General features: G+C 72.6%; 2 protein-coding genes. Both read left to right on the forward strand.

The annotated features are described in order from the left end of the window. Positions 1 to 1,556 (forward strand): hypothetical protein (locus WA805_RS03280; RefSeq protein ID WP_425241611.1); only part of this gene is annotated, 1,556 nt, incomplete at its 5' end. Positions 1,557 to 1,623: 67 nt separating this feature from the next. Beyond that, positions 1,624 to 2,903 (forward strand): hypothetical protein (locus WA805_RS03285; RefSeq protein ID WP_425241612.1); only part of this gene is annotated, 1,280 nt, incomplete at its 3' end.

The raw sequence follows: 2,903 nt of genomic DNA on the forward strand, positions 1-2,903 counted from the left end.
CCCGCCGCTGGGCCTGGCCCGCCGCGTTCACGGCCGGCGCACTGCTGCTCTTCTTCGCCGTCCTGCGGCTGGCCGGCACGCAGCCGGTCAAGGCTGACGCCGCGAGCAACGCGCTGCAAGCCTGGCAGATGCTGCACGGCAACCCGCTGCTGCACGGCTGGTGGCTGACCGACGTGTCGTTCTACACCACGGAACTGCCGCAGTTCATGCTCGTGGAGCTGGTGGCCGGGCTGCGCCCCGAGGTGGCGCACATCTGCGCCGCGCTCACCTACACGCTGCTCGTGGTGCTCGCGGCGCTCGTGGCCCGCGGCAGGTCCCGGGGCGCCGAGGGAACGGTCCGCGCGCTGCTGACCGTCGGCATCATGCTCGCGCCAGCGCCCGGCGAGACCGCCTGGGCGCTGCTGCTGACCCCTAATCACACCGGCACCGCGGTGCCGGTGCTGCTGCTCCTGCTGCTGGTCGACCTGGCGCCGCGACGCTGGTACACCGCGGTCGCGGCCGGCGTGCTGCTCGCCTTGGCGCTGGTCGGCGACCCGCTGATCCTGGTCATCGGCGTGCTGCCGGTGGTCGTGGTGTGCCTGGCGCGGGCCTGCCTGGCGCTGCTGCACCGCCGGGTGCTCTGGTACGAGATCGCGCTGGGCTGCGCCGCCGCCCTCGCGGTGCCCGCCGCGGACGCGGCGGACCGCTTCATCGTCGCGCTCGGCGGGTTCACCGTCAGCAAGAACCCCGCGAAGCTCGTGCAGCAGTCGGTGCTGCCGAAGAACGTCCCGATGACGATCCGCAGCTTCCTGTCCTTGTTCGGCGCCGACGTGGCGGGCGCGCGGGGCACGCTGAACGAGACCTTCGCCTTCCTTCACCTCGCCGCGGCCGTGCTGGTGCTGGCGGCCCTGGTACTGGGCGGCTGGCGCCTGGTCCGCACGCTCGGCTGGCGGGGACCGTCCGCCGCGGATCGCGCCGACCTGGTCGCCGACGTGCTGGTGGTCGCGATCGTGGCCAACATCGCCGCGTACTTCCTCTTCTACCAGATCAAGAACGTCGACCAGGCGCACGAGATAGCCCCGGTCCTCCCGCTGGGGGCCGCGCTCGCCGGGCGGCTGCTCGGCGGCCCGCTGCTGCGGGCCAGGCTTGTCCCGGCCCTGGCGGCCGGACTGGCCTGCTACGCGGTCATGCTGGGTTTCGCCGCGTCGGGCCGGCCAGCGCCGCCGGACAACGCGGCGGTGGCCGGCTGGCTGGAGCAGCACGGCCTGCGCAGCGGAATCGCCCCCTACTGGGAGGCGAACAGCGTCACGCTCGACTCCGGCGGGACGATCACCATGGGTTCGGTGAAGCTCACGGGGCGGGGGCTGTCGCCGTGGCACTGGAACGAGGACATGCGGCTCTTCCGCGCGTCCGACCACAGCGCCAACTTCTTCATCACCGTCCCCGGAGAACAGGTGACTCCCGCCAGGGCCCGCGCGGCGTTCGGCCCGCCGGCCCGCGTGTACCACTTCCGGGGTTACACGATCATGGTCTGGAACGAGAACCTGCTCCGCCAGCTGGGCCCCCCGGTCGGGTAACGCCATGATGCCGGCTGACCGAGACGATACGATTCGCGAGCCCGAAGGGCAGGAGCGAGGCAGGCTTGTGACACCCGGCGAGCAACTGGGGTCGGCGATCGCGGCGACGCGCCGCGGGTCGGCGTCCGCGGCGACGCGCCGCGGACGCCGCTCAAGGGCAGCATGGCTCGTCTTGGCCTGCTACCTCATCGGCGCGCTGGTGATCACCGGCCGGCTGTGGATCGATCCGGCTGGCCGTATGCAGGCCGGCGACCGCGGCGACGTGGACCTGTTCGCGTGGTTCGTGCAGTACGCGGCGACGGCTGTGTCGCACGGGCAGCTGCCCGCGCTGTTCACGACCGCGATGAACGCGCCGGTGGGCATCAGCCTGATGTGGAACACGTCGTTCCTGCTGCCAGGGGTGCTGCTGTCGCCGGTGACGCTGCTGTGGGGCCCGCAGGTCAGCCTCACCGTGGCGCTGACGCTGGGCTTCGCGGGGTCGGCGGCCGCCCTGTTCTGGGTGCTGCGGCGGTGGGGGGCGAGTCTCGGCGCGGCCGCGCTCGGCGGGGCGGTCTACGGGTTTTCCCCGGCACTCGTGACCGCGGGCCTCGGCCATTACCATCTGCAGTTCGCGGTCCTGCCGCCGCTGATCGTCGATGCCGTCGCCCGCCTGGTCACCGGTCGCGGGCGCGGCGTCAGGACCGGCCTCTGGCTCGGGCTGCTCTGCGCCGCGCAGCTGTTCATCGGGGAAGAGCTCCTCGTCTACACGGCGGTCGCGAGCCTGATCCTGGTGGTGGCGCTCGCGCTGAGCCGCCCCAGGGAAGTGCCGCGGCGCGCCCGCGAGGCGCTGCCCGGGCTGGCCGTCGCGGCGGTAGTGTTCTTGCTCCTCGACGGGTACGCGCTGTGGACGCAGTTCAAGGGCCCGCTGGCCGAGCACAGCAAGCTGCGGGCCTCGCTGACCGGCAATCTCAGCTGGTTCGTCGTGCCGTCGGATTCGCTGCTGTTTCACACGCACGCCAGTGCGGCCGAAGCCGCTACGACCCTGCAGCTGCCCGCCGAGTACATGGACTACCTGGGCTGGCCGCTGATCCTTGTCCTGGTGATCGCCGCGGTGGTGTTCTGGCGGGATATCCGGGTCAGGACCTCGGCGGTGCTCTGGGCGGTGCTCGAGCTGTGCGCGCTCGGCGGTGGCAGCCTGCGTATCGGCGACTTCAGGTGGCCGGGACGGCTGCTCCCGTGGCACTGGGTCCAGGGCCTGCCCGGCCTGGCCCAGGTGCTGCCGTGGCGGTTCGCCATCCTCGCCGACGGCGCGGCCGCCGCACTGCTCGTGTTCGCGCTGGACCGGGCGCTGGCGGCGGTGCCGCGTGC

The organism is Trebonia sp. (assembly GCF_049794275.1).
GTDB lineage: Bacteria > Actinomycetota > Actinomycetes > Streptosporangiales > Streptosporangiaceae > Trebonia.